The 24,156-nt window shown below is 49.3% G+C and carries 24 protein-coding genes, 1 pseudogene and 1 riboswitch; of the genes and pseudogenes, 10 read left to right on the top strand and 15 right to left on the bottom strand.

Annotated features, from left to right (window positions below):
- Positions 1–79: 79 nt before the first annotated feature.
- Complete coding sequence (locus AB447_RS14505) at positions 80–265, top strand: YjzD family protein (protein ID WP_046131233.1); 186 nt, start codon at positions 80–82, stop codon at positions 263–265.
- A 34-nt stretch (positions 266–299) separates the two neighbouring features.
- Here the strand turns inward: AB447_RS14505 and AB447_RS14500 are convergent, their stop codons facing one another.
- The 11 genes from AB447_RS14500 to AB447_RS14455 form a co-directional block, all read right to left on the bottom strand.
- A complete protein-coding gene (locus tag AB447_RS14500) occupies positions 300–479 on the bottom strand; it encodes a YjzC family protein (RefSeq protein WP_048355076.1) in 180 nt (59 codons plus the stop codon).
- A 103-nt stretch (positions 480–582) separates the two neighbouring features.
- Entirely contained in the window at positions 583–1,521 is a 939-nt protein-coding gene (argF, locus tag AB447_RS14495; RefSeq protein ID WP_048355077.1) for an ornithine carbamoyltransferase, read from the bottom strand.
- Positions 1,509–4,607, bottom strand: coding sequence for a carbamoyl phosphate synthase large subunit (locus AB447_RS14490; RefSeq protein ID WP_048406687.1), 3,099 nt, complete (start codon positions 4,605–4,607; stop codon positions 1,509–1,511). Before AB447_RS14490 ends, argF begins: the two co-directional genes overlap by 13 nt.
- A complete protein-coding gene (locus AB447_RS14485) occupies positions 4,600–5,661 on the bottom strand; it encodes a carbamoyl phosphate synthase small subunit (RefSeq protein WP_048354797.1) in 1,062 nt (353 codons plus the stop codon). Before AB447_RS14485 ends, AB447_RS14490 begins: the two co-directional genes overlap by 8 nt.
- A 68-nt stretch (positions 5,662–5,729) precedes the next feature.
- Positions 5,730–6,887 (bottom strand): acetylornithine transaminase, encoded by a 1,158-nt coding sequence (locus AB447_RS14480; protein ID WP_048354798.1) that lies wholly within the window; start codon positions 6,885–6,887, stop codon positions 5,730–5,732.
- Complete coding sequence (gene argB / locus AB447_RS14475; protein WP_048354799.1) at positions 6,884–7,660, bottom strand: acetylglutamate kinase; 777 nt, start codon at positions 7,658–7,660, stop codon at positions 6,884–6,886. Before argB ends, AB447_RS14480 begins: the two co-directional genes overlap by 4 nt.
- Before the next feature lie 11 nt (positions 7,661–7,671).
- Positions 7,672–8,892 carry a bifunctional ornithine acetyltransferase/N-acetylglutamate synthase gene (gene argJ / locus AB447_RS14470; protein WP_048354800.1) on the bottom strand — a complete coding sequence of 407 codons (1,221 nt, stop codon included), beginning with the start codon at positions 8,890–8,892 and terminating at the stop codon, positions 7,672–7,674.
- Positions 8,893–8,910: 18 nt separating this feature from the next.
- Positions 8,911–9,948, bottom strand: a complete 1,038-nt coding sequence (argC, locus tag AB447_RS14465; protein ID WP_057957620.1) for an N-acetyl-gamma-glutamyl-phosphate reductase — start codon at positions 9,946–9,948, stop codon at positions 8,911–8,913.
- A gap of 169 nt (positions 9,949–10,117) precedes the next feature.
- Entirely contained in the window at positions 10,118–10,267 is a 150-nt protein-coding gene (locus tag AB447_RS26495) for a hypothetical protein (protein WP_193787110.1), read from the bottom strand.
- Between the two features lie 204 nt (positions 10,268–10,471).
- Entirely contained in the window at positions 10,472–10,780 is a 309-nt protein-coding gene (locus AB447_RS14460) for a metal-sulfur cluster assembly factor (RefSeq protein ID WP_048354801.1), read from the bottom strand.
- Positions 10,781–10,846: 66 nt separating this feature from the next.
- Positions 10,847–11,614, bottom strand: coding sequence for a prolyl oligopeptidase family serine peptidase (locus tag AB447_RS14455; protein WP_048354802.1), 768 nt, complete (start codon positions 11,612–11,614; stop codon positions 10,847–10,849).
- Positions 11,615–11,737: 123 nt separating this feature from the next.
- Between AB447_RS14455 and AB447_RS14450 the strand changes: the two genes are divergently transcribed.
- From AB447_RS14450 to guaC, 4 genes are all read left to right on the top strand, one after another.
- Positions 11,738–12,550: a Cof-type HAD-IIB family hydrolase gene (locus tag AB447_RS14450; protein ID WP_048354803.1), complete on the top strand. Its 813-nt coding sequence runs from the start codon at positions 11,738–11,740 to the stop codon at positions 12,548–12,550.
- 99 nt (positions 12,551–12,649) lie between these two features.
- Positions 12,650–12,790: a hypothetical protein gene (locus AB447_RS26310; RefSeq protein ID WP_172796352.1), complete on the top strand. Its 141-nt coding sequence runs from the start codon at positions 12,650–12,652 to the stop codon at positions 12,788–12,790.
- 1 nt (position 12,791) lies between these two features.
- Positions 12,792–12,989, top strand: coding sequence for a DUF3813 domain-containing protein (locus AB447_RS14445; RefSeq protein WP_048354804.1), 198 nt, complete (start codon positions 12,792–12,794; stop codon positions 12,987–12,989).
- Positions 12,990–13,147: 158 nt separating this feature from the next.
- The gene (guaC, locus tag AB447_RS14440; RefSeq protein WP_048406690.1) at positions 13,148–14,128 is read left to right on the top strand and encodes a GMP reductase; all 981 of its coding nucleotides are present in this window, start codon (positions 13,148–13,150) and stop codon (positions 14,126–14,128) included.
- A gap of 70 nt (positions 14,129–14,198) precedes the next feature.
- Here guaC and AB447_RS14435 read toward each other — a convergent pair whose 3' ends face one another.
- Together AB447_RS14435 and AB447_RS14430 are read right to left on the bottom strand one after the other, a co-directional pair.
- Positions 14,199–14,651 carry a BsuPI-related putative proteinase inhibitor gene (locus AB447_RS14435; protein ID WP_048354805.1) on the bottom strand — a complete coding sequence of 151 codons (453 nt, stop codon included), beginning with the start codon at positions 14,649–14,651 and terminating at the stop codon, positions 14,199–14,201.
- A 13-nt stretch (positions 14,652–14,664) separates the two neighbouring features.
- The gene (locus tag AB447_RS14430) at positions 14,665–15,507 is read right to left on the bottom strand and encodes a YitT family protein (protein ID WP_048354816.1); all 843 of its coding nucleotides are present in this window, start codon (positions 15,505–15,507) and stop codon (positions 14,665–14,667) included.
- A 175-nt stretch (positions 15,508–15,682) separates the two neighbouring features.
- Between AB447_RS14430 and AB447_RS14425 the strand changes: the two genes are divergently transcribed.
- Entirely contained in the window at positions 15,683–16,543 is an 861-nt protein-coding gene (locus tag AB447_RS14425; RefSeq protein WP_048354806.1) for a DegV family protein, read from the top strand.
- Between the two features lie 51 nt (positions 16,544–16,594).
- Here AB447_RS14425 and AB447_RS14420 read toward each other — a convergent pair whose 3' ends face one another.
- Positions 16,595–16,801 (bottom strand): spore germination protein, encoded by a 207-nt coding sequence (locus tag AB447_RS14420; RefSeq protein WP_048354807.1) that lies wholly within the window; start codon positions 16,799–16,801, stop codon positions 16,595–16,597.
- A gap of 151 nt (positions 16,802–16,952) precedes the next feature.
- Between AB447_RS14420 and AB447_RS25860 the strand changes: the two genes are divergently transcribed.
- Positions 16,953–17,078, top strand: coding sequence for a DUF3941 domain-containing protein (locus AB447_RS25860; RefSeq protein WP_156415986.1), 126 nt, complete (start codon positions 16,953–16,955; stop codon positions 17,076–17,078).
- A 41-nt stretch (positions 17,079–17,119) separates the two neighbouring features.
- Here the strand turns inward: AB447_RS25860 and AB447_RS14415 are convergent.
- Positions 17,120–17,988: pseudogene (locus AB447_RS14415) on the bottom strand (CvfB family protein).
- A 141-nt stretch (positions 17,989–18,129) separates the two neighbouring features.
- Here AB447_RS14415 and AB447_RS14410 point away from each other — a divergent pair.
- From AB447_RS14410 to metH, 3 genes are all read left to right on the top strand, one after another.
- The gene (locus AB447_RS14410) at positions 18,130–18,621 is read left to right on the top strand and encodes a YajQ family cyclic di-GMP-binding protein (protein WP_048354809.1); all 492 of its coding nucleotides are present in this window, start codon (positions 18,130–18,132) and stop codon (positions 18,619–18,621) included.
- A 91-nt stretch (positions 18,622–18,712) separates the two neighbouring features.
- A riboswitch (SAM riboswitch) is annotated at positions 18,713–18,826 on the top strand.
- Between the two features lie 75 nt (positions 18,827–18,901).
- Positions 18,902–20,740, top strand: coding sequence for a bifunctional homocysteine S-methyltransferase/methylenetetrahydrofolate reductase (locus AB447_RS14405; protein WP_048406694.1), 1,839 nt, complete (start codon positions 18,902–18,904; stop codon positions 20,738–20,740).
- Positions 20,724–24,140, top strand: a complete 3,417-nt coding sequence (metH, locus tag AB447_RS14400; protein WP_057957619.1) for a methionine synthase — start codon at positions 20,724–20,726, stop codon at positions 24,138–24,140. Before AB447_RS14405 ends, metH begins: the two co-directional genes overlap by 17 nt.
- Positions 24,141–24,156: the final 16 nt, after the last annotated feature.

The following is a 24,156-nucleotide window of genomic DNA, read 5'->3' as shown; positions in this document are numbered from 1 at the left end:
CACTAAAATGCCCTTTCTCGTTTACTTTATGTGTGGTATGATATGCTTTAGAATCGATTGAGAAGGACGAGGTGGAAACGTGAGATTTATCGCAGCTTTTTTTTGGACGTTCCTTTTGACACAAATGGCTTGTTATATTGTCGGAGCCATGAGCGGTGCTGCATACGACTTTAAGCTCAGCTCGACGATGGGTGTCATCATCACCGTTATCGTCATTATACTTGGAGAGATTATGCCTGTTGAAAAGGATGCAGGCCAACATTAAAACCCCGCCTTCACGGCAGGGTTTTTTGCGTTTTTTACGGTTTTCTTTTATATGTCCAAAGGCGGTTGTGGTTGGATGTTTCAGGAAAAAACTCACCGGCTTTCAGCTTGATCTGCTGCGGATTTTTGACCGTGCTGCCGGTCTCGCCAATCTCCACGTAAACGCCGTTGTTGGGCGCTTTGTGACCCGGGCGAAATTGATGCTGCTGTCCCATATTGCTTCACCCCTTTTTAGAAATATAGTCTGCCCGGTTTTCGCCTTTACATCCGCCTGGTCAAAAAAACTGCTGATCTCATGTGAGATCAGCAGTTTTTTGTTCAAGACAAGAGTGCCTTTAGCAGCGCTTTTTGTACATGAAGACGGTTTTCTGCCTGGTCGAAGACGGCTGAATTCGGTCCGTCGATGACCTCTGCTGCGACTTCTTCGCCGCGGTGCGCAGGAAGGCAGTGCAGAAAGATATAGTCGGCTTTGGCGCGGGAGACGAGCCGGCTGTTCACTTGGTACGGGGAAAAGATACTCAGGCGTTCGTTCGTTTCCGATTCCTGGCCCATGCTTGTAAACACGTCTGAATAGACGACATCTGCATCCTGAACGGCTAAAGCCGCGTCATTTGTGATCGTTATGTCAGCGCCCGACTCTTCGGCAAATGCCTTGGCAAGCGCGACAACCTCCGGATTCGGCTCATATCCTTCAGGCGATGCGACCGTGATGTCGCAGCCGACCTTGGCGCAGCCGATTAACAGCGAATGTGCGACATTGTTTCCGTCCCCGATATATGCTGCTTTCAGCCCTTTAAACGTGCCTTTGATTTCCTGAATCGTCAGAAGATCGGCAAGGGCCTGGCATGGATGGAACAGGTCGGTCAAACCGTTGATGACCGGAATATCCGCATGTTCAGCAAGCTCCTCGACTTTTTCGTGTTCAAAGGTGCGGATCATGATCGCATCCACATACCTCGAGAGCACTTTCGCCGTGTCGGCGATCGTCTCCCCCCGGCCGAGCTGCATGTCTTTGCTGCTTAAAAACAAGGCGTTTCCTTCGAGCTGCGCCATGCCCGCTTCAAAAGAAACCCGTGTTCTCGTCGACGATTTCTCAAAGATCATCGCCAATGTTTTCCCTTGAAAGATGCGCTGGATTTTGTTGTTTTTCATGTCGGCCGCTTCCTGAAGGAGATACAAAATCTCTTCCTTTGAAAAGTCTTTCAGGCTTAAAAAATCCTTGCCGGACAAATTGGTGTTGCTCGTTACAGTAGACATGATTCCACTTCCTTTTTGTATAAGTCCTTAAGCGAGACGGCTGAAGTCGTCCCTGATCCGCTTCCTAAAAAGGCGCGCACCGTCTCTTCCTCTGTCATGACAAAAACGCCGTGTGTGATGGCTTCCATCCGCTCGCGTTTTGCTTCTTTTGAATCCGTCAAATTGATGTGAAGCGCTTTGTCCGGCCGCTTGATCCAGTCTTGGAAGCCCGCTGTCTGTACGGTGAAGCCCGCCTGTTCGGCAATGGTTTTCAGCTCATCGCCCGCTTTTAGATAGATGGAGCCTTTTTCTTTCCAGACGCCGGCAAAAATTTTCTTCATCGCGCTTTCCGGATTGTACCCGACATACATGCCTTCGCCCGTCGATTTCATTTCAGGCCCGAGCTTCAGATCGACATCCTGGATGGCATGCGACGAAAAGACCGGAAATTTCACGGCGACGCCGTGGCGGTTTTGCTGGACGGGAGCGAGCTCCTTTAAGCGTGCCCCGGCAATGAGCTTTGCAGCAAGCGGAATCAGCGGCACGCCCATCACTTTGCTGACGACAGGGACCGTTCTGCTCGCCCTCGGGTTGACTTCAAGGATAAGCAATTCATCCGGGGCATCCGGATCAGCGATAAATTGAATATTCATGATCCCTTTAAAGCCGAGGCTGCGAACGATTTTCCCGGCCGCTTCCCGGGCGGCGCGCTTCATACGTGCGGTAACGGAGGGTCCGGGCAAAATCGCATAGCTGTCGCCCGAATGGACGCCGGCTTTTTCGATGTGCTCGATATAGGCCGGGATATAAATGTCCTGTCCGTCACTTACAAGGTCAACTTCAAATTCTTTTCCCGGAATGTATTGATCGATCAAAATCGGGTACGGCATCGCCGCTGCGCCCTCAAGCAGCTCTGACAGTTCACGCTTTGAATGGACGATCACCATTCCCATGCCGCCGATCACATAAGACGGTCTGATCAGCACCGGATAACCGATGGCATTTGCTTTTTGCACAGCCTCCGATTTTGTCGAGGCCGTTTCCCCTTTGGCATGTTGGATGCCGAGTTCGTCAAGAAGCTGATAAAATTGGTCGCGGTCCTCTAGTACATCAAGCGTTTCCGATGACGTCCCCAAAAGGACGACTCCCGCTTTTTCGATCGCTTCCGCCACATTAATGGCCGATTGGCCGCCGAATTGAACGATCGCAAAATCGATATCTTCAGCTTCTGCAACATTTAAAATATGTTCAGCTGTAATCGGTTCAAAATAGAGCCGGTCTGCCGTTTCGTAATCCGTGCTGACGGTTTCCGGGTTGTTGTTGAGCATAATCGTCTCAAAGCCCAGGCTTTTCAGCGTCATGCCCCCGTGCACGGCGCTGTAGTCAAATTCGATCCCCTGCCCGATCCTGATCGGCCCTGATCCGATGATAAGCGCCCGTTTTTTCGTTTTTTCGGAGAAGTTTCCGTCGCTTTCTCCGTAATATGTTGAGTAAAAGTAGTTCGTTTTTGCATCAAATTCAGCGGCGCATGTATCGACGATTTTAAATGATGCTGTAATGCCTTTTTCTTTGCGGAGGGCCCGGATCTCCCCTTCGGTTTTCCCTGTCAGGGAAGCGATCGTACAGTCGGTAAACCCCTTCTCTTTCGCCTTTTTCAAAAGGTCGGAAGAGAGCGTATCCTCCTCCTTCATAAGCTCGTTTTCAAGCTGAATGATGTTTGCGAATACATGAAGGAAAAAGGTATCGATTTTTGTTCTCTCATGGATTTCTTCGATTGAAATCCCTCTTCCCAAAAGCTCCATGACTGCGAAAAAACGCCTGTCATCAGGTGTCTCCAAAAGCTCGCGCAAAGCGGCTGAAGAAAACGCCCCGAGCTCTGGCAAATGGGTTCCTTTTGTTTTCAGTTCGAGGGAAGCGACGGCTTTTTGCAGTGCCGCTTCAAGGTTGCGGTCGATCGCCATGACTTCCCCTGTCGCTTTCATTTTCGTACCGAGCTTGCGATCGGCGTTTTTAAATTTGTCAAACGGCCAGCGCGGGAACTTCACGACGACATAGTCAAGCGCCGGTTCAAAGCTCGCATATGTCGAATCTGTCAGCGGGTTTTTCAGCTCGTCAAGCGTATAGCCGACAGCGAGTTTAGCGGCCATTTTCGCGATCGGGTAGCCCGTCGCTTTTGAAGCGAGGGCGGAAGAACGGCTGACCCTCGGGTTGACTTCGATGACGTAATAGTTTTTGCTGCTCGGGTCCAAGGCGAATTGAATGTTGCAGCCTCCGACGACATCAAGCGCGGAAATGATCTTTAGGCTTGCAGAGCGCAGCATTTGGTAATCCGTGTCCGTTAATGTCTGCGACGGGGCGACAACGATCGAATCCCCGGTATGAATGCCGACAGGATCAATGTTTTCCATGTTGCAGACGGTAATACACGTATTGCTCTTGTCGCGCATTACTTCGTATTCGATTTCTTTAAAACCGGCAATGCTTTTTTCGACAAGACATTGATGGATCGGACTTGCGAGAAGGGCGCTTTCGATCAAAGGCATGAATTCCTCCTCTGTCTTTGCGATCCCCCCTCCTTTGCCGCCCAGCGTATAAGCCGGACGAACGATGATCGGAAAGCCGATGGACTGCGCAAAGCGAAGTGCGTCGCCTTTGTTGTCGACGATCTCGGAATCCGGCACCGGTTCATTGAGATCTTTCATGAGCGCGCGGAACTTTTCCCTGTCTTCGCCTTTTTCGATCGTTTCCACGGATGTTCCGAGCAGCTTCACCTTATATTTTTTGAGGATGCCGGCTTTTTCAAGCTCGACCGCTAAGTTTAATGCCGTCTGCCCGCCCAGGTTCGCAAGCAGTCCGTCCGGTTGTTCGCGTTTGATAATCTGGGTCAGGCTTTCGACAGTCAGCGGTTCAAAATAAATTTCATCTGCGAATGATTCATCCGTCATGATTGTCGCCGGGTTGTTGTTGACGAGGATGACGCGGAATCCTTCGCTTTTCAGCGCCATGCAGCCTTGTGTTCCTGAGTAGTCAAACTCTGCGGCCTGGCCGATGATGATCGGCCCCGATCCGATAACGAGTATGCTTTTTATGCTGTGATCTTTAGGCATGGGCGAACTCTCTCCTTGCTTTGTTCAAATTCTCTATATATTCGTTGAAAATCCACTCGCTTTCAGCCGGGCCGGGATGGGCTTCCGGATGAAACTGAACAGACATGACGGGCAGTGTATTGTGCACGATCCCTTCGACAGAACCGTCGTTTACGTGATAAAACCTGACCGAACATTCCTCTGTGTTGATCGTTGCTTCATCAACGACATAACTGTGATTCTGGCTCGTCATGAAGACGCGGCCGGTTTTCCTGTCGGCGACCGGATGATTGGCTCCCCTGTGGCCGAACGGAAGCTTGTAGGTGTCGCCTCCAAATGCGAGGGCGATCAGCTGGTGTCCAAGGCATATGCCGAGTGTCGGATAGGTTTTGATGATGTCTCGAAGCTCATCCATGTACGGAGCGATCGCTTTCGGATCACCGGGTCCGTTTGACAGGACGATTCCATCCGGGTTCAGCTTAAACACTTTATCCATCTCCTGATAAGGAACGATCGTGACTTTGCAGCCCCGTTTTACGAGCGACATTGCGATCGATTTTTTATAACCGAAATCGATCAGCGCGATATGGGTCAAACCGTCTCCGAATGTGCCTGTTTCATTTTGTCCGGCGACCTGTGCGGCGACATTTTCCTCGCGTGCAGCCGGCAGGCTGTCTTTTTGAATGGTCAGTGTCGCATTCAGCGTGCCTTTTGCCCTGATATGTTTGACGAGCGCTCTCGTATCGACATGAGAGAACAGCGGAACATCCCATTTTTTCAAATAATCGCGCAGGCTTTTCGTCGCCTGATGGTGAGAAAAATGCTCGCACGCTTCATAGACGACAACCCCCCGCACTTGCGGCTTTTTGCTTTCAAAGTCGATCTCATTAATGCCGTAGTTGCCGATCAGCGGATACGTGAAGACAATGATCTGCCCTTTATACGAAGGATCTGTCAGCACCTCCTGATAGCCGGTCATTCCCGTGAAAAATACGACTTCGCCGCTCATGCCGCAAGGGCCGTCTAAATCTCCGCTGAAGGAGGTTCCATCTTCAAGAACTAAATATCCTTCCATCTTCTGCCCACCTCTGATGAATAAATAATAATTTATATGAATTTTTATACTGACGTAGCAAAAAAAATTTATTGTGTTACTGCTGTATGCCGTGTCAAGACATTGTTCAGTTTCTGCACCGCCTCCGTGATTTCTTGTACTGTGACCGTTAACGGCGGAAGAAGCCTGATGACGTTCGAACCTGCCGGAAGGACGAGCAATCCTTCATTTTGAAGTTCTTCAATCAGCGGCTGAACAGGGTCTTTCAATTCAATGCCTGCGATCAGGCCTTTTCCCCTGATGTCTTTTACCAGCGGGAATTGAAGCAAGCTTTCCAATTCTTTCTGCAAATATTCGCCTTTTCCACAGACTTCATCAAGAAAGCTTTTCTCAAAAATGATCTCCAATGTTGCATTTGCGGCGGCCATGGCCAGCATGTTTCCGCCGAACGTCGAGCCGTGAGAACCTGGGGAAAATGCTGAGGAAAGCCCTTTTTTCCCGATGACCGCCCCGGCTGGAAAGCCGCTGCCGAGACCTTTTGCAACGGTGATGATATCCGGTGTGAGCCCTTCATGCTCATAGCCGAAAGCTTTTCCCGTCCGGCCGATCCCCGTCTGAACCTCGTCAACAATGAGAAGAGCCTGTTTTTTCCGGCAGAAAGCCTGCACTTCCTGTAAAAATTCGCTGTTTGCAGGAATGACGCCGCCCTCGCCCTGGATCGTCTCAAGCATGACCGCTGCGATGCCTTCTTCGTCTTCCATCGTTTTCAAGGCGTCCGGATCGTTATACGGAAGATAGTAAAATCCGGACAGCATCGGACCGAAACCTTGCTTAATCTTTTCTTGTCCGGTCGCCGCCATTCCGGCGAACGTCCTGCCGTGAAACGACTGCTGAAACGTGATGATTTTCGTTTTTTGCGTATGTTTGCGGGCCAATTTGATCGCTGCTTCGTTTGCTTCCGCTCCGCTGTTGCAGAAAAACACGAGATCTCCTGTGCTGTTTGCCGCCAGCTTTTCGGCGACTTTTTCCTGAAGCCCGTTTTGGAACAAATTCGAAACATGCCACAGGTTATCAAGCTGTTTTTTTACAGCAGCCGTCACCTGATCCGGGCAGTGTCCGAGATTGCAGACGGCGATTCCCTGGACGAAATCGAGATAGGTTTTGCCGCTTTCGTCTACGGCAAGCGTGCCTTTCGCTTTTTTGATATGAATATTCCAGCGGCTGTACGTTTGGAATAAATGGCTCACGATACGGCCTCCTTCTCCTTTATGATTTTTGTACCGGCGAATGTATCTTTTGCAAGAAAAGAACCCTTTCCGCTGACGATCATGACCTCATCCACCGCATCCGTGAGCGCCGCTACAGCGGAGTTCACCTTCGGGATCATCCCCCCGGAAATCACGCCGCCGGCAATGAGGCGCTCGATCTCCTCCGGCGTGACGGATGAAAGCATGCTACCGTCTTTCATAATCCCTTTGACATCCGTGACAAACATCAATTTATCGGCGTGCAGAGCCCCCGCGACAGCCGATGCAGCCATATCGGCATTTACGTTGAGCGTCTCGCAGTTTTCCGTCATCGACAGCGGCGCGATCACCGGAATGAATCCTTTTTCCATGAGCGCTTCGACGATCCGGGCGTTTACCTTTTTAATGCAGCCGACCTGGCCGTATTCTTTTTCATTTATATAATCGGCCAGAAGTAAGCCTCCGTCTTTACCGGAAACGCCGACGGCTGACAGACCGTGCCTTGCAAGCTCTGACACAAAAAACTTGTTGATCGAGCCCGAGAGCACCATCTCTGCGATTTCCAAAACCGGTTTTGTCGTTTTCCGCTGTCCGTTCACAAACTCTGTTTCGATCTTCAATTTCTTCAGCATATTCGTAATCTCAGGTCCCCCGCCGTGGACGACGGCGATTTTCCAGCCCTCCTCGACCAGCTCTTTTACATTCTGAAAAAATTCATCGGACAGTTCGCGGATGACGCTTCCGCCGCATTTAAAAACGATTGTTTTGCTCATTGTTTTCCCCTTTACGTACGATAGCTCGCATTGATTTTGACATATTCATAAGTCAAGTCGCAGCCCCACGCCGTTCCTGTGCCTTTTCCTTCATTCATTTGAACATCGATTTGCACTTCGCTTTTCTGCAGGTATTCTTTGGCAAACGCTTCAGAAAACGGCTGCGGTTCATTGTTTTTAAAGAGGCACTGGCCGCCAAGATGGATCTCGACCTTTTCCGGTGTGACAGATGCCGCGCTGTCTCCGATAGCGGCGATGATTCTGCCCCAATTGGCATCCGTACCGTACACCGCCGTTTTGACAAGGTTGGATCCGACGATTTTTTTGGCGATGATCTGTGCATCGCGATTGCTTTTCGCTCCCTTTACCTGGACTTCGATTAATTTTGTCGCCCCTTCCCCGTCCTTTGCGATCTGTTTGGCGAGATCTCTGCATACGAACTCCAGACCCTTTTTAAAAACCGGCCATTGCTTATGCCCTTCATGAAGGCATTCGTTGCCTGCACAGCCGTTCGCCATGACGAGAACCATGTCATTTGTCGATGTATCGCCGTCGACCGTAATCTGGTTGAATGATACATCCGTAATGTCTCTTAAAGCTTTTTGAAGCGCGCCTTCCTCTACGTGCGCATCCGTCGTGACGAAGCCGAGCATCGTCGCCATATTCGGGTGGATCATCCCGGAGCCTTTGGCCGCGCCGCCGATCATGATTTTTTGATCCCCGATCATCAGTTCATAGCACGTTTGTTTTGTAACCGTATCGGTCGTCAAAATCGCTTCCTCAAAATCGCCTTCCGAAGGTGTTGTTCGATCAAGGAGGCTGATGCCTTCGCGAATCTTTTTCATATCGAGAGACTCGCCGATGACGCCTGTAGACGAAACGGCGACAAGTTCCGGCTCGATACCGAGGATGTCCGCGCATTTTTGGCGCATCTCATAGGCATCCAAAAGCCCCTGCTCCCCTGTGCACGCATTGGCATTGGCGCTGTTGACGATCACCGCTTGCAGCGTTGCGCCGTTTTTGAGGCTGTCCTGCGTCACCTTGATCGGCGCGGCCTGAAAATGGCTTTGTGTATAAACGGCGGCGCTCACCGCCGGCACCGAGCTGATGATCATTCCCAAGTCCTTTTTGGAGTAGCGGAGCCCGCAGTGAATCCCTTTTGCCTGATAGCCCTTCGGCGAATCGATGCTGCCGTCTATTTTTTTGATGCTGCCTTCACTCACCTGAATCATGGTTCATTCTCTCCTGTCTTATGGATAAATTGGCGTAAAATCAAGTCCAGCCTTCTCGCTCCAGCCGTTCATGATGTTAAAGTTTTGCACGGCCTGCCCAGCAGCCCCCTTCATTAAATTATCGATCACCGATACGATCGTCACCCTGTTCGTCCGTTCGTCAGCGGCGACGCCGATATCGCAGAAATTGCTGCCGTATACTTCTTTGGTCGCCGGAAATTCACCTGATTCTCTTATTCTTACAAAATAAGAATCTTGGTAAAAATCAGAAAAAAATTGCTGCAGCTGTTGACCTGTCATGCTTTCCTTCAGCTCTAAATAGATGGTCGCCATAATTCCCCTTGTCATCGGCACTAAATGTGTGCTGAACGTGATCGGCTGAAAAGCGGGGTCCCATCCCCTGACGGCCTGCTCGATTTCCGGTGTATGCTGATGTTCATTCACCTTGTATATTTTAAAATTGTCATTGATCTCTGAAAAATGCGTCCCCATGGAAGCTTTTCTGCCGGCTCCGGAAACGCCGGTCTTTGCATCGGCAATGACGAACGATTCGTTCACAAGCCCGTTTTTGACAAGCGGGGCCAAGCCGAGAAGAACCGCGGTCGGGAAGCAGCCGGGATTGGCAATGTGCTTTGCCGTTTTGATCTCCTCCCGATTAAGCTCACTCAGCCCGTATACCGCCTTTTCGAGAATATGCCCGGGAGCGGACTCCCTTTTATACCAGCTTTCATAAACAGCCTGATGTTTGAGCCTGAGATCGCCAGAAAGGTCGATTACCGGCAAAGCGTACGCATCAAGCTGAGGCGTCAGCCGGCTTGAAACTCCCGGAGGCGCCGCCATAAATAAAAAATCTGTCTCGCTTGCAATCTGTTCAATATCGATCGGTTTGAGCGTCTGATCGGCCAGCTTGACAAGGTGCGGATACGACTGATGGTACGGCGTTCCTTCATCGCTCGATGAATAAAGTATGCATTCATCTGTATAAGGGTGAGACCTGAGGATTCTTGCAATCTCGGCTCCCCCATAGCCCGTAGCACCTATAATTCCTATTTTCAAAACATATTCACCTTCTTGGTCTTTGTGAAATTATTTAACATTATAACATGAATAAAAATTAATTCAATTGTATATTTAATATTTTTTTTACGATTCAGCGCATCGATTTTCCCCTACAAAAAAGCCCGCAGCGAATGCGGGCTTTCCGGTGTATCTTAAAACGGGAGGTTCAGCTGCCGGGAAACGCCGAACCGTTCGGTGATCCGGCAAACCGTAAACGGCTGTCCACCTTTTGGCTAATCGCTATAGGTCTCCTCTTCGGTATCAATATTGAAAACGAAGGGGAAGACGCAAAATCGTGTTTAACATTCCTGTCCATGCACATGAACTCCTGCACTTTTACTGAAAAGACGGCTTGCTTTCACCCGGTTCATTCGCTCCATAGCGACGGTTTCTGAATCGGTTTCATCGCTTCTTCAGCATTTTCTTGGAACATCAAAAAGGGCTCAACTTCTGACAGCAAGAATCAGCTCTCCTTTTTTAAAAAAGAGCCTGCTCATAAATGAGCAGGCTCTTTTCGTTCTTACTGTATTCCAAGCGCGATTTTCGCGTATCTTGACATTTTGTCCCGCGTCCATGGCGGATTCCAGACGATGTTGACGTCTACATCCTTCACTTCCGGGATATCGGCCAGCGCTGTTTTGACCTGATCGACGATAATCGGGGCAAGCGGGCAGCCCATCGAAGTCAAGGTCATCGTAACGTCCGTTTTTCCGTTTTCATCCATCTCAACATCATAGACGAGGCCGAGATTAACGATATCAATGCCAAGCTCCGGGTCAACGACCTGCTCAAGAGCGCCCATGATGTTCTCTTTCAATGCTTCATCCACACTACTTCACTCCTTTTTTCATCAGTATAACGCACTTTTTTTATTTTCTGAAACGAAAGTGCTTTTTTAAAGATGAGTATCAAACCATTCAACTGTCCTCAAAAGACCTTCCCGTGAAACTTTGTGGCCGGCGCGTTCATCTGCGATAAACTGAAGCAAATCCGGCCGTTTTTCATACTGAGGCATGACCGATTCGTAAAACCGGCGGGCCGGCGCAAACGGCACGACGCTGTCCAGCTTGCCATGCCAAAAGAGAAGCGGTCTTGTGTTCAGCTTTTCCGGCTGCAGCGAGAGGTCAAACTGTTTCAATTCCTCTCGCTGCTGTGCGATCTGCTCTTCTGTGACAGGAACTTCGAGCTGCTTTTTCTTTATCAATGCGAGCTGTTCGTCAAAAAGCTCAACATATGAGGGACAGCCCATCAGACTAACGGCGGCTGTTATCCAGTCGTATTGGGTAAGGGCTCCCAGCGTCACGATGCCGCCCATTGACGTTCCAGCCACGCCGATCCGCCCGCTGTCAATCAGGTTTTCCTGATGAAGATGCTGTTTCAGGATATCGAGCTCTTTAATTTCATTGGTGACAATGGCCCAAAATCTCGAGGACAGCTGCTCCCGGGAGAGCTCTTTTTCCCTATCCCCATGATATGCGGCTTCAGGCAATACAGCCCGAATCCCCTTTTCGGCAAGAAGATATGCGAAGTGCAGATTGTGTTCCTTTGCGCTTGTAAAACCGTGTATAAAGAAAACCAGAGGAAGAGCTTTATCCTTATTCTCCTCTTTTACAATATGTAAAAAAGGAATTCCTGAAATATTCCGTTTATCGACAATAATCACGACTGTTTCTTCCTCCTTTAGGATATCCATCATCATCAGTTTAACATGTAGACAATAAAGAAGGTAAAAAGATACACTATAAGTAAGTCAGAACTTTTAAATTTACGCTTAAAAGGAGCATTTATGGAAACGAAACCATATTTAATTGCATTGGACCTAGACGGAACTTTATTAAAAGACGACAAGACCATCTCTGAGAGCTCGAGCAGCGTCATCCGCAAGCTCCGGGAGGACGGGCATTACGTATGCATTTCGACAGGGAGGCCGTTCAGGGCGAGCGCGATCTACTATGACGAGCTTGGACTCGATACGCCGATCGTGAACTTCAACGGCGCGTTTGTCCATCACCCGAAGGATGAAAGCTGGGGAAGATTCCATACGTCGCTCGACCTTGAAGTTGTCAAGCAGATCATCGGGGTCAGCGAATCGTACAACGTCCATAATATCCTCGCCGAAATCATGGACGATGTTTATTTTCATTACCATGATGAGAAACTGATCGACGTGTTCACAATGGGCAACCCGAATATTACGGTCGGCGATTTAAGAAAAAATCTCGGCGCGGACGTCACAAGCGTCTTGATCCACGCCAAGGAAGAGGATGTACCTGCGATCCGCTCTTATTTATCCGATGTTCATGCCGAAATGGTCGACCATAGAAGATGGGCCGCCCCGTGGCATGTGATCGAATTGATCAAAAGCGGCATCAACAAAGCGGTCGGCCTGCAAAAGATAACGGAATACTACGGCATTCCGCAGGAGCGGGTCATCGCTTTCGGAGATGAAGACAACGATTTGGAAATGCTCGAATTTGCGGGCTGCGGCGTCGCGATGGGCAACGGAATCGCAGGCGTCAAAAACGTTGCCGACCATGTCGCCAAATCGAATGAAGAAGACGGAATCGCGGTCTTTTTAAAGGATTATTTCTCTTTATAATTTTATAATTTGCCATTCATAAACGGAGTTTTCCCTCGGCAATACTATGGGAAGGCGGTCCAAAGAGACCGTCCAACTCGTTTCAAGGGGGCAGTCAGGATGGGTAAACGAAGCAAATCGAAACGGTTTATTCAGCAAGGCAAAGACGCGATTAAGCAGCATGCGGCGAGGTTCCCTTACCGATCCACATTAGAAGAGGCGGAAAAGCGCAACGGCCCGACAGAATGCGGAGGGCTGTAAAATGAGAAACGAATTGTTTCAAATGGCAAAGCATGCCGTCCATGAAGCCGAAACAACAGCATACGGCGCAGAAGCGGGCGAGCGGACAAAGGCGGTTGAAAGGGCGAAAAACGCGATTTCCTCTGCATATGCCAACTCAACCGACGCTGAGCGCAGCCAGCTTCACGACCTTCAGGACCGGCTTGACCGATTGTCCTAATCATCAACAAGGAGCCTGTCTTATCGACACGGCTCCTTTTGTCATTTGTAAAAACTCTACATAAAACGTTTGACATTCGAAACAAAAGAGAGTACATTATTAAAGGCGAACATTTGATATTATTAATAAATAAATATTCGTTTTTAGGGGTGTTTATCATGGATAACGTGTTTGATTATGAAGATATTCAATTAATTCCTGCAAAATGCATCGTCAATAGCCGTTCTGAATGCGATACAACTGTTCAGTTGGGCGGACGGACGTTTAAACTGCCTGTTGTACCTGCCAACATGCAGACGATTATCGATGAGAAGCTGGCGATCCGGCTGGCTGAAAACGGTTACTTTTATGTGATGCACCGTTTCGAGCCCGAAAAACGTTTTGACTTTATAAAAGACATGAAGTCCCGCGGTTTATTTGCTTCCATCAGCGTTGGGGTCAAGGATGAGGAATACGCATTTGTGCAAAAGCTGTCCGAAGAACATGCAGAACCTGAATACATCACAATCGACATCGCCCACGGGCATTCCAACGCCGTCATCAGCATGATTCAGCATATTAAAACGTATTTGCCGAAAAGTTTCGTCATCGCCGGAAACGTCGGAACGCCTGAGGCGGTAAGGGAACTGGAAAACGCCGGAGCTGACGCTACAAAAGTCGGCATCGGCCCCGGAAAAGTCTGCATTACAAAAATCAAAACCGGTTTTGGAACGGGCGGATGGCAATTGGCAGCATTGCGCTGGTGCGCCAAAGCTGCAAGCAAGCCGATCATCGCTGACGGCGGCATCCGCACTCACGGGGATATTGCGAAATCAATCAGATTCGGGGCAACGATGGTCATGATCGGTTCGTTGTTTGCCGGACACGAGGAATCCCCTGGAGCAACGGTTGAAAAAGACGGAAAGCTCTACAAAGAGTACTTTGGCTCAGCTTCAGAATATCAAAAAGGCGAACGAAAAAATGTAGAAGGCAAGAAAATGTATGTAGAACATAAAGGCTCCATCAAGGATACGCTGACCGAAATGGAACAGGACCTCCAATCCTCCATTTCTTATGCTGGAGGAAACAAGCTTGACGCAATCCGCAATGTCGACTATGTCATCGTCAAAAATTCCATTTTTAATGGCGATAAATATTAAAAACAGAGGCATCCATCTTCGGATGCCTCTGTTTTTATTTGTAGCAGCCCAATGCTCGCAGCCTGAATTCTTACTTTACTTCAAACGATGTGCCTGCCCTCAGCACGGCAAGCTGTTCCGCTCTCCCCAAAAACGTGACATTCACATCGTATACGCCAGGCTCGGGTACTTCCTTCCAAACGTCCGTGAAATCGTACGTCTCTTTCGGGTTCAACGTCATCGTTTGGAAAGCCTGGGTGAACATTTTTCCTTTTGAATAGCGGTATCGTTCATTTCCTTCCTTGTCGCTTACGATAAGCTCAAACTTCTGTCCGCTGCTAAATTCAAATGCAACCGCTTCATCCGAATGGTTTACAACCGACATGCGAAATTCGATACCGTCCTGTTTTTGCACAGGTTCAACCGTCAATACAACACTTCCGTTGCTCATTTCCCCTGATACCTCCTTGGCGGGGCCGCTCCCCCCGTTTTGCCCGCATCCTCCGACGATGAGTAATAGCACAGTCAACAATACAAGCCGCATTCATTCACCCTTTCTAATCTTTTCGGAAAAACCCTAAAACAGAGGTTGTTTGCACAACATTTGCAAAAGCCTTTGGATCCACTTCTTTAACGATTTTTTCCAAGTCGTATAATTCATACCTGGTAATGACGATGATCATCATCTCTTTTTGTTCATTCGTAAAAGCGCCTTTGGCCGGAACGGTCGTAATGCCGCGCACCATTTTTCCGTAGATGGCTTCTTTAATCTCCTCCGCTTTCTTCGTGACGATCATGACGGTCAGTTTGGCATGTCGTGTGTGAATCGCATCGATCACCCGCGTCGTCACATAAAGCGTAACGAGCGTATATAATGCTTTCTCCCAACCCTGCAATAATCCTGCCGTCAAAATGATGGCTCCGTTTAAAATAAAGAAATATGTGCCGACCGGCTTATCTTTCCATTTCGCCAGAACCATCGCGATGATGTCAAGACCGCCCGTTGAGGCTCCGTATTTCAGCGTCAGGCCGATTCCGACCGCTGAGATCACCCCGCCGAAAACGGCGTTCAGCAAAATGTCGTTTGACAGACCCTCATCAGGCAGCATCCCGAGAAAAATCGTCGTCAGCGCCACGCTTAACACGCTGTAAATCGTGAATGAACGCCCGACTTTCAGCCATCCTAATATACCGACCGGGATATTTAAAATAAACAAGAGCGTTCCGGTTGAAAAATAGATGGGGCTGTACTGGTCAAGCGCGCTTGATAAAAGCTGCGCAACACCTGTAAAACCGCTTGCGTACACATCGGCGGGAATTAAAAATAAATTCAGGCCGATCGCGTTTAATAAGGCGCCAATGATGACAATGAACAATTTCTTTGCTTCAGCTATTACCATTTTTTCAGTTCCTCCGCTAATTCTATATAATTGGTTTACCCTTAAATCCATATTTTGAAAACGCCAAAATAAAATTATATGATATAGTTGATCTTGGAAAAGCGGATCAGCTTCCGCGGCGGCGCCGTGCGCCATGTTAACCTAAAAACCATTACGATGAAAGAAGGGGTTCTAAATGACCGTTCATCTGATAGCCGACAGTGCGGCGGATTTGCCGAAATCTTTTTACGATGACAACGGCGTCACTTTCATTCCTTTGCGCGTGCTTCTTGACGACAAAGAGTATGACGATCTCGTAACGATTCAGCCTCTTGATGTATATGAAGCGATGCGCAACGGGAAAGCGCCTAAAACTTTCCAGCCGTCTTTCCAGCTTATGAAAGACGCGTTCACAAATCTTGCGAAAGAGAATCAGCCCGCTTTATATATCGCCTTTTCCTCTGAGCTTTCCGGCACATACCAGACTGCCGTAATGGCAGCAAACGAGGTCAAGGAAGAATTTCCTGATTTTGATTTGCGGATCATCGATTCAAAATGCGCTTCATTGGGCTACGGCCTCGCCGTAAAACATGCGCTTGAACTCGCAACTAACGGCAATACAATACAAGAAATCGAAACGTCTGTAAAGGACTTTTGCGACCATCTTGAACATATTTTTACCGTCGACGATTTGACCTATTTGGCAAGGGGCGGCAGAATCAGCAAAGCATCCGCGTTCGTCGGAGGATTGCTCAATATCAAACCGCTGCTTGATGTCGAAGGAGGAAAGCTTGTCCCTTTAGAAAAAATCAGGGGCAAAAAGAAGCTTTTGAAACGGATGATCGAGCTTATGAAAGAAAGAGGACGTGATCTAAATAGCCAGACGATCGGGATCAGCCACGGGGATGCCGAAGAAACGGCCGACGAAATCAAGCGGCTCATCGAAGCCGAGTTTCATCCGAAAGACATCGTGGTTCATATGATCGGATCGACCATCGGCGCGCATGCGGGCCCTGGCACAGTGGCGGTCTTTTTTTCGGGAAAAGAAAAAAGATGAATGTTCACAGGCCGATGGCTCCTGGTCTTTGACAAGGAGCCACCCGCATCCTTATACGATAGTTTGATCAAGCAAGTCGCTATCTAGGGCATCCGTATCTGAAATTCCCGTATCTGAAACCGTAAGCCCCGTATTCCCGCTTCCTGCTCCTTCAACGGTTTTTGACGTATGGATCGGGCTGATCTTGATCGCCCCGCCAAAATTCACAACCCCGCCGCCTGAAACATGACGAATATAAACTGCACAGGGAAACTCCATACCTCTTCTCCTTTTCCTGTTGCTTTTTCCTATCATCCATATATGTATGCCGCATTTTCCGAAAGGTATAGACTTCCCGGCAAAAACATAGAAAAAATAGCGCACATAGTTTACGGCCCTGTGAGCAATCTATTTACGGGAGGTGCTCTTTGTGACGAAAGACGATGATAAAAAATCGGTCGATCACAACGCGGTCAACCAGCAAAAAAACCGGCTCGCCGAAAAAAACAGACAAGCCGGGAAGCACCAGGGATCAAAAAAACCTCATCATTTATAAAGAGCAGGCGGCGATTCTTTAGGAAACGCCGCCTGCAGCTGCTATTTTTTCTCGTATGTCCATCCGTCTTCCTGATAGATTTTATCGTGTTTCATCAGATGGCCGAGCGCTCTTTTAAACGCTGCCTTGCTCATGTTAAACCGCTCTTTAATGTCTTCCGGGTCGCTTTTATCCCAAAACGGCATCGCCCCGTTTCTCGATCTCATATACGTCAAAATTTCTTCCGCGTCCACCGTCATGGCATCCTGCTTTCTCGGCAAAAGCGACAAATTGACAGATCCGTCATCCTTGACTTTAATCACTCTTGCCGTGAGCCTCTCTCCCAACCGCGGCTCTTGTTTTCTCTCGGAGGAGTGAATGAAGCCTCTGATGCCGCCGTCGGAAATCATAAACGAGCCTGAAGCGATCAAGCGGTAAACCGTCCCTGTCAGCTCTTTATTCATCAGGTCCGGGGACGCTTCGGTAAACAGCTCGCTCATCCTGTCTTCCGGAGCCGGTTTGGCAAACATTCTCCCATGGCTCGTGATTTTCAGCATGCAATAGAGCCTGTCCCCTTTCTGCGGCCAGACGGATGAATAAGGCGGCAGATGTTCGGTTGCCACCAGCGCATCCTTCGTAAGCCCGACATCGACGAAAACCCCCATGTCATCTACCGCATCAACGACTTCGACCCAACCGTAATGATCAGCGCTGATCAGCGGCTTCCTCATCGTAGCCGCCGGACGGCCTTCATGATCGACATATATGAATACATCGACCTCTTCCCTGTCTTCAATATCTTCGGTGATCTCGCTGTTGTGCAAAAGGATGACCGTTTCTCCATCGGTCAAAAAATATCCGTAATCTGCTTTGTGATCTATTTTCAACGTTAATTGCTGTCCCGGTTTCATACTTGCTCTTCCTTTCTCACTCGCCTGTTTCGCTTTTTCGTATTCCTCCAATGTTCAAATTATTGCCAGATAACGGCCAGACGAAACCGTTCGATATTGGAAGTTTCACCTTATTCTACTATAATTGACTCATAAGTAAAATGGATGGAGGTTTTTTTCTTATGGCTAAAGAAAGCTCATTTGACATCGTTTCAAAGGTGGAACTTCCCGAAGTTCAAAACGCAATCCAAACCGCTTTGAAAGAAATCGGCAACCGCTATGATTTCAAAGGTTCGAAAAGCAGCATCACGCTCGACGGGGAGGAGCTTGTGCTCGTGTCAGACGACGAATTCAAAATGAACCAGCTGAAAGACGTTCTCGTCAACAAGCTCATCAAGCGGAACGTCCCGACGAAAAACATCGAGTATTCCAAGCTGGAAAACGCGTCAGGCGGAACGGTCAGACAGCGCGGCAAGCTTGTTCAGGGCATCGACAAAGAAAACGCAAAGAAAATCAATACCCTGATCAAAAAATCGGGCCTTAAAGTCAAATCCCAAGTACAGGATGACCAAATCAGGGTGACCGGGAAAAACAAAGACGATCTCCAGCAAATCATCGCCTTGGTAAGGGAAGCGGATCTTCCGATTGATGTTCAATTTATAAATTTTCGATAAATTCTCAATTTACTGTTGATTATTCCCCCGATTTTCGGTAAATTGAGTAAAAGCCGTTTTTTGGCGGCATCAGCCGACAATTGAATAGCTGTTCTTATCAAGAGAGGCAGAGGGACTGGCCCGATGAAGCCTCAGCAACCGGTGTAATGATTGTTTCATGACCAAGGTGCTAAATCCAGCAAGCAGACTGCTTGGAAGATAAGAAGAAGGTGAATGCAAACGAAAAGTCTTCTTCTTAGAAGGCTTTTTTTATTTATTACTGTTTTTAAGGGGGAAAACGATGGGTTTATTGGAGGATATAAAAAGCAAAACGTTAATAGCCGACGGCGCAATGGGAACGCTTCTTTATTCATACGGGATCGACCGCTGCTTCGAAGAGCTGAACGTCTCAAAGCCTGATGAAGTGAAACGGATTCATGAAGCATATGTCAAGGCAGGCGCCGACATCATTCAAACAAACACGTACGGCGCAAATTTCATTAAGCTGTCCAGATACGGCCTTGAAGACGAGACAAAGCAAATCAACGAAAAAGCCGTCCGCCTCGCCCGTTCGGCGGCTCACTCCGCCTATGTTCTCGGAACGCTCGGCGGCATCCGGACGTTCAATAAAAATAAGTATTCGCTCGATGACATTAAAAGAAGCTTTCGCGAACAGCTTTACCTTCTGTTGAATGAGGAGCCGGACGGACTCCTTCTGGAAACGTATTATGACTTAGAGGAAGCGCGCGAAGTATTGAAGATTGCCAGAAAAGAAACGAACCTTCCGATCATCGTAAACGTATCGATGCATGAAGAAGGCGTTCTTCAGGACGGGACCCCGCTTGCAGAGGGCTTGGCGCTTTTGGCGGGACTCGGAGCCGATGTGGTCGGCATCAACTGCCGCCTCGGCCCCTATCACATGATCAAAGCGCTCGAGGAGGTGCCTCTCTTGAAGGACGCTTACCTTTCCGTCTATCCGAACAGCAGCCTTCCATCCCTTGTCGAAGGGCGTCTCGTCTATGAAACGGATGACGCATATTTCAGAAACAGCGCGGTTGAGTTTCGCAATCAGGGTGCGCGCATCATCGGCGGCTGCTGCGGAACGACGCCGAACCACATCAGAGCGATGGCTGAAGCTGTCAAAGGCCTCCCGCCCGTCACCGAAAAACGGGTCAAAACCAGGGAGAAAGCGGCGGCAGCCGTTCAGCGCGAAAGAACGGAGCCCGCTTTAGACGAGCTCGCGAAAGAGAAGCGCTCCATTATCGTCGAATTGGACCCTCCTAAACAATTAAATTTTGAAAAGTTTTTGCGGGCAGCAAAAGAGTTAAAGTCAGCCGGAATCGATGCACTCACGTTAGCGGACAACTCGCTCGCCACGCCGAGAATCAGCAATGTGGCCTGCGGCGCGCTTTTAAAAGAGAGGCTTGACATGAGGTCGCTCGTCCATATTACATGCAGGGACCGCAACCTGATCGGCCTGCAGTCTCATTTAATGGGACTTGATACGCTCGGACTTTCCGACGTTTTGGCGATTACCGGAGACCCGTCGAAAATCGGCGATTTCCCTGGAGCGACTTCTGTTTACGATCTGACGTCATTCGACTTGATCAGCCTGATCAAACAATTTAATGAAGGCTTGTCCTATTCGGGAAAACCGCTCGGCAAGAAAACGAACTTTTCCGTCGCGGCCGCCTTCAATCCGAACGTGAGACATATTGACAAAGCGGTCAAACGGATTGAGAAAAAGATCGACTGTGGCGCAGACTATTTTATTTCCCAGCCCGTCTATTCCGAAGAACAGCTCATCAAGATCTATGAGGAAACAAAGCATCTCAAAACCCCGATTTATATCGGGATCATGCCGCTCACAAGCAGCCGGAATGCCGAGTTTATTCACAACGAAATTCCAGGCATCAAACTGTCGGATGCGATCCGCGAAAAGATGGCGCTTGCCGGCAGCGACAAACAAAAACAGGCTGAGGAAGGGCTCGCCATCGCCCGCTCGCTGCTTGACGCCGCATACGATTTGTTCAACGGAATTTATCTGATCACACCGTTTTTGCGGTCAGATTTAACCGCAGAGCTTACGACGTACATTCACCAGAAAGAAAAGGAGACGACAAATGTCTATCATCACTGACCAGCTGAAGAAAAAAATCCTCGTTCTTGACGGTGCGATGGGAACGATGATTCAAAATGCAATCTTATCACCCGCCGATTTCGGCGGTGAAGCCTATGAAGGATGCAATGAATATTTGAGTGTGACAGCGCCGCACGTCATCCAAGGAATTCATGAGGCTTATTTGGCGGCAAAAGCCGATATCATTGAGACGAATACATTCGGCGCGACAAGACTCGTTCTTGATGAGTACGGCCTTGGACATCTCGCTTTTGATATCAATGCGGCGTCCGTCAAGCTCGCAAAAGCCGCCGTTCAAAAATATACAACGCCTGAATGGCCAAGATTTGTCGCCGGGGCAATGGGCCCGACGACGAAAACCCTTTCCGTTACCGGCGGCACGACGTTCGATGAGCTCGTCTCCAATTATGAGGAACAGGCGAGAGCGCTGATCACGGGGGGCGCCGACCTTCTGCTCCTTGAAACGAGTCAGGATATGCTGAACGTAAAAGCCGGCTTCATCGGCATCAGGCAAGCGTTTGAAAAGACAAAAAAAACCCTTCCCCTCATGGTATCGGGAACGATCGAGCCGATGGGCACGACGCTCGCCGGTCAGGATATCGAATCGTTTTATATCTCCCTGGAACACATGAAGCCGATCAGCGTCGGCTTAAACTGTGCAACAGGGCCCGAATTTATGACAGACCATATCCGGACCCTCTCCTCCCTTGCCGGGACGGCAGTCAGCTGCTATCCAAATGCCGGCCTGCCCGATGAAGAAGGGCAGTATCATGAATCACCGCAGTCACTTGCGAAAAAAATCAGGGCTTTCGCAGAAGAAGGCTGGCTGAACATCGTCGGCGGCTGCTGCGGAACGACGCCGGCCCATATCGAGGCGCTGGCCGATGAAGTGGCTTCACTGCCGCCCCGCGAGCTCCCGGCAGGACCGAGACCTCACACCGTCTCAGGGATCGACGGCTTGATTTATGAGGAATCGATGCGCCCTCTTTTTGTCGGGGAGCGGACAAATGTCATCGGTTCGCGAAAATTCAAGCGCCTCATCACCGAACGGAAATTCGAGGAAGCTGCTGAAATCGCAAGAGCCCAAGTGAAAAACGGGGCGCACGTCATCGACATCTGCCTCGCTGATCCCGACCGCGATGAAGCAGAGGATATGGAAGGCTTTTTAAAAGAAGCGATGAAAAAAGTGAAGGCTCCGTTTGTGATCGATTCGACCGATAAAGCGGTCATCGAAAAGGCGCTAAAATATTCGCAGGGGAAAGCGATCATCAACTCGATCAATCTCGAGGACGGAGAAGAACGTTTCGCCGACATCCTTCCGCTCGTCAAGCGGTTCGGAGGCGCGCTTGTCGTCGGGACGATCGATGAAACAGGAATGGCCGTCACCGCGGAAAAAAAACTGGACGTCGCCGTGCGCTCCTATGAGCTGCTCACGAAAAAATACGGGATTCCGGCATGCGACATTATTTTTGACCCGCTCGTCTTTCCCGTTGGAACCGGTGATGAACAGTATATCGGCTCTGCAAAAGAAACGGTTGAAGGCATCCGCCTCATCAAAGACAAGCTGCCCGAATGCTTGACGATTCTCGGGGTCAGCAACGTATCGTTCGGCCTCCCTCCCGTCGGCAGGGAAATCTTAAATGCCGTCTTTTTATACCATGCCACACAGGCCGGGCTTGATTATGCGATCGTCAATACTGAAAAGCTCGAACGCTTCGCCTCGATTCCAAAACTGGAGATCGAAATGGCCGAAAAGCTCTTGTTCCATACCGATGACAAGACGCTTGCGGCATTCACCGAGTTTTACAGGGGTAAGAAAAAAGCAGACAAGCAGCCGAAGACATCCCTTTCGCTCGATGAACGCCTCGCCGGTTATGTCATCGAAGGAACGAAAGAAGGCCTCATTCCCGATCTTGAAAAAGCGCTGGCGAAATACGACACTCCGCTTGACGTCATCAACGGCCCGCTGATGGACGGGATGGCAGAGGTCGGACGGCTGTTTAACGACAATGAACTGATCGTCGCCGAAGTGCTTCAGTCTGCGGAAGTCATGAAAGCCGCTGTTTCGTTTCTCGAGCAGTATATGGAGAAAAAGGACGACAGCGGCAAAGGCAAGATCATTTTGGCGACTGTAAAAGGCGATGTACACGACATCGGCAAAAACCTGGTCGACATCATTTTAAGCAACAACGGCTACAAAGTCGTAGACCTCGGAATTAAAGTGACGCCGCAGGAGCTCATCGAAGCGATCCGCAAAGAAAATCCCGATATTATCGGTTTGTCGGGGCTGCTTGTCAAATCCGCGCAGCAGATGGTCGTCACCGCTCAGGACCTTGATAAAGCCGAGATTTCCATTCCGATTATGGTCGGCGGCGCCGCGCTTTCGAGAAAATTTACGAACATGAAAATATCGCCTGAATATAAAGGGCCTGTTTTATACGCAAAGGACGCCATGGACGGCTTGTCCCTCGCCAACGAGCTGCGGAAGGACCCGTCGCAGTTTCTCGAAAAAAAAGAACAGGCTGCACCCGCCGCTGTTGCAGAAAAGAAACCATCGGCGGCCGTTATAGAAATGCTTGAAAAACGGGCGCTCGTTCCGGAGGCACCGGTCTTTCAGCCGGAAGATTTAAAGCGGCATTATTTTAAAAACATTGACCTTTCCTATATTGTGCCGTATGTAAATGAACAAATGCTCATCGGCCATCACCTCGGTTTGAAAGGAAAAGTGAAAAAGCTGCTGGCTGAAAAAAATGCGAAAGCGCTTGAGCTGAAGGCATTAATCGACGGATTGCTCTTCGAAGGGAAAAAGCACGGCTGGTTCGATCCCGCCGTCGTATATCAATTTTTCCCGGCGTACAGCGAAGGCGACGCGCTTCATATCCTTGATCCCGGAAATCATGACAAGATTCTTGAAACGTTTGTTTTTCCGAGGCAGGAGAAGCTTCCGTTCCGCTGTATTTCCGATTATATACGGCCGAAAGGCGAGCTTGATTATGTGTCATTCTTCGCGGTGACCGCGGGCAGACACGTGAGGGAAATTGCGAACCGCTTTAAAGCTGAAGGCGACTATTTAAAAAGCCATGCGGTCCAGGCCCTCGCCCTCGAGCTTGCCGAAGGGCTCGCCGAGCGGACGCATCAAATCATCCGCGACCGCTGGGGCTTCCCTGATGCACCTGACTTCACGATGGAGCAGCGTTTTCAGGCGAAGTACCAAGGGCAGCGCTATTCCTTCGGATATCCGGCGTGTCCGAACCTTGAGGATCAGGAAAAGCTGTTCAGGCTCATTCAGCCGGAAGGGATCGGCATTCATTTGACAGACGGGTTTATGATGGAGCCTGAAGCCTCCGTATCGGCGATCGTCGTCTCACACCCTGAAGCCAGATATTTTAATGTGCATTGATCTAAAGGAGGGCCTC

The sequence above is a fragment of the Bacillus glycinifermentans genome (assembly GCF_001042475.2).
GTDB lineage: Bacteria > Bacillota > Bacilli > Bacillales > Bacillaceae > Bacillus > Bacillus glycinifermentans.
The sequence above is the reverse complement of the archived record's forward strand: the minus strand, read 5'-3'. Positions and strand labels throughout refer to the sequence as shown.

Bases quoted from the DNA above. Each gene is read 5' to 3' on its own strand.
- AB447_RS14405 (WP_048406694.1), top strand. From the start codon at position 18,902: ATGGGTTTATTGGAGGATATAAAAAGCAAAACGTTAATAGCCGACGGC.
- argB (WP_048354799.1), bottom strand. From the start codon at position 7,660: ATGAGCAAAACAATCGTTTTTAAATGCGGCGGAAGCGTCATCCGCGAA.
- AB447_RS14410 (WP_048354809.1), top strand. From the start codon at position 18,130: ATGGCTAAAGAAAGCTCATTTGACATCGTTTCAAAGGTGGAACTTCCC.
- AB447_RS14450 (WP_048354803.1), top strand. From the start codon at position 11,738: ATGGAAACGAAACCATATTTAATTGCATTGGACCTAGACGGAACTTTA.
- AB447_RS14425 (WP_048354806.1), top strand. From the start codon at position 15,683: ATGACCGTTCATCTGATAGCCGACAGTGCGGCGGATTTGCCGAAATCT.
- argJ (WP_048354800.1), bottom strand. From the start codon at position 8,892: ATGATTCAGGTGAGTGAAGGCAGCATCAAAAAAATAGACGGCAGCATC.
- metH (WP_057957619.1), top strand. From the start codon at position 20,724: ATGTCTATCATCACTGACCAGCTGAAGAAAAAAATCCTCGTTCTTGAC.
- AB447_RS26310 (WP_172796352.1), top strand. From the start codon at position 12,650: ATGGGTAAACGAAGCAAATCGAAACGGTTTATTCAGCAAGGCAAAGAC.
- AB447_RS14490 (WP_048406687.1), bottom strand. From the start codon at position 4,607: ATGCCTAAAGATCACAGCATAAAAAGCATACTCGTTATCGGATCGGGG.
- AB447_RS14435 (WP_048354805.1), bottom strand. From the start codon at position 14,651: ATGCGGCTTGTATTGTTGACTGTGCTATTACTCATCGTCGGAGGATGC.
- AB447_RS14485 (WP_048354797.1), bottom strand. From the start codon at position 5,661: ATGGAAGGATATTTAGTTCTTGAAGATGGAACCTCCTTCAGCGGAGAT.
- argF (WP_048355077.1), bottom strand. From the start codon at position 1,521: ATGTCTACTGTAACGAGCAACACCAATTTGTCCGGCAAGGATTTTTTA.
- guaC (WP_048406690.1), top strand. From the start codon at position 13,148: ATGGATAACGTGTTTGATTATGAAGATATTCAATTAATTCCTGCAAAA.
- AB447_RS14445 (WP_048354804.1), top strand. From the start codon at position 12,792: ATGAGAAACGAATTGTTTCAAATGGCAAAGCATGCCGTCCATGAAGCC.
- AB447_RS14500 (WP_048355076.1), bottom strand. From the start codon at position 479: ATGGGACAGCAGCATCAATTTCGCCCGGGTCACAAAGCGCCCAACAAC.
- AB447_RS26495 (WP_193787110.1), bottom strand. From the start codon at position 10,267: ATGGACAGGAATGTTAAACACGATTTTGCGTCTTCCCCTTCGTTTTCA.
- AB447_RS14430 (WP_048354816.1), bottom strand. From the start codon at position 15,507: ATGGTAATAGCTGAAGCAAAGAAATTGTTCATTGTCATCATTGGCGCC.
- AB447_RS14420 (WP_048354807.1), bottom strand. From the start codon at position 16,801: ATGGAGTTTCCCTGTGCAGTTTATATTCGTCATGTTTCAGGCGGCGGG.